At 68.2% G+C, this 1,556-nt stretch carries 2 protein-coding genes; both read right to left on the reverse strand.

Going from position 1 to position 1,556, the window contains the following annotated elements; genetic code table 11:
- Positions 1 to 749: Hsp70 family protein (locus tag PLL68_RS15000; protein ID WP_324535470.1), on the reverse strand; the 749-nt coding region annotated here is incomplete at its 3' end.
- Positions 750 to 935: 186 nt separating this feature from the next.
- A complete protein-coding gene (locus PLL68_RS15005) occupies positions 936 to 1,496 on the reverse strand; it encodes a hypothetical protein (RefSeq protein WP_324535472.1) in 561 nt (186 codons plus the stop codon).
- Positions 1,497 to 1,556: the final 60 nt, after the last annotated feature.

Here is a 1,556-nt window from a genome sequence, read left to right on the forward strand (position 1 = left end):
TTCTTGGCCTGCTCGGCGGCGTCGCGCAGACGCTGCATGGCGATCTTGTCCTTGGCGAGGTCGACGCCGGAGGAGTTCTTGACCGTGGTGAGCAGGTGGCTCACGACGCGCTCGTCCCAGTCGTCGCCACCGAGCTTGTTGTCGCCCGAGGTCGCCTTGACCTGGATCGTCGCGAAGCCGTCGTCGGGGTCCTTGCCCACCTCGAGGAGGGAGACGTCGAAGGTGCCACCGCCGAGGTCGAAGACGAGGATGAGCTCGTCCTCCTTGCCCTTGTCCAGGCCGTAGGCGAGCGCGGCCGCGGTGGGCTCGTTGACGATGCGCAGGACGTTCAGGCCCGCGATCTCGCCGGCCTCCTTGGTGGCCTGGCGCTCGTGGTCGTCGAAGTACGCGGGGACGGTGATGACGGCGTCCGTCACGGCCTCACCGAGGTAGGCCTCGGCGTCGCGCTTGAGCTTCTGGAGGATGCGGGCGCTGATCTCCTGGGCGTTGTACTTCTTGCCGTCGATGTCGTCGGAGCGCCAGTCGGTGCCCATGTGGCGCTTGACAGAGCGCAGGGTGCGGTCGGCGTTGGTGACGGCCTGGCGCTTGGCGATCTCGCCGACGAGCACCTCACCGCCCTTGGAGAAGGCGACGACCGACGGGGTGGTGCGACCGCCCTCGGCGTTCGCGATGATGGTGGGCTCGCCACCCTCGAGGACGGCGACGGCGCTGTTCGTGGTGCCGAGGTCGATTCCGACTGCACGTGCCATGGGTGCTCCTTGTGTGATGCTGGGGTTGAGTGCTTGAGACTCAAGGTAGACCGCTCGGATGCCGTGAGCAAACCGAGCGCTCCAAACTTGCGTTCACTTGACTCAACTTTGGTCAGGGCTGGATTGTTCCCAGGGGTCGACACCACGCCCCGCAGCCGGAGTCGAGGGGTCGAGAAACGCCCGGGATCACGCTGCCGCGTCGGCGTGTCTCGACTCCTCGACCGGCACCTGCTGGCGGCTGTCGAGGAGGAACAGGGCAGCGACCACGAGGATCGGGATGACCACGGAGCCTGCGGCAGAGCCCAGCAGGTCAGCCAACCCGGCACCGTCGCGGTTGGCATCCACGAACAGGGCGACGAGCTGCCCGGCCCCGAGCGCAGCCAGCAGACCACCGGCGAGCCGCGTGTGGTTCAGCCCGAGGAACCCCAGGGCCACGGCCAGCACGAGCACCCAGATGCCCGAGAAGGGGTCGTCCCTGGTGATCTGCCCGGCGTCGGCTTCCATGATGCCGAACACGATGGTGAACGCGGTGAGCAGGGCCAGCGCCCAGGGCGCGAACCTGAGGGAGAGGAACGCGAGCGCGCTGAGCGACGTCACCAGGACGAGCCACGGTGCGATGGTGCCGATGGCCTGAGGGGTCTCCAGGTCGGCGAACGCGTCCGCCGCGGCGAAGCCCAGGCCCAGCACCCCGATCAGGCTCATGATCGCGACCCCGACGCGTGTCAGGAAGGGGGCGGACGTCCTCATGCCACTCATCTCCACTCGGCGAGCCGCCGGAGGGACCTGACGGAACCCGCACCTCCAGTG

The organism is Ornithinibacter sp., from assembly GCF_035443565.1.
Lineage (GTDB): Bacteria > Actinomycetota > Actinomycetes > Actinomycetales > Dermatophilaceae > Fodinibacter.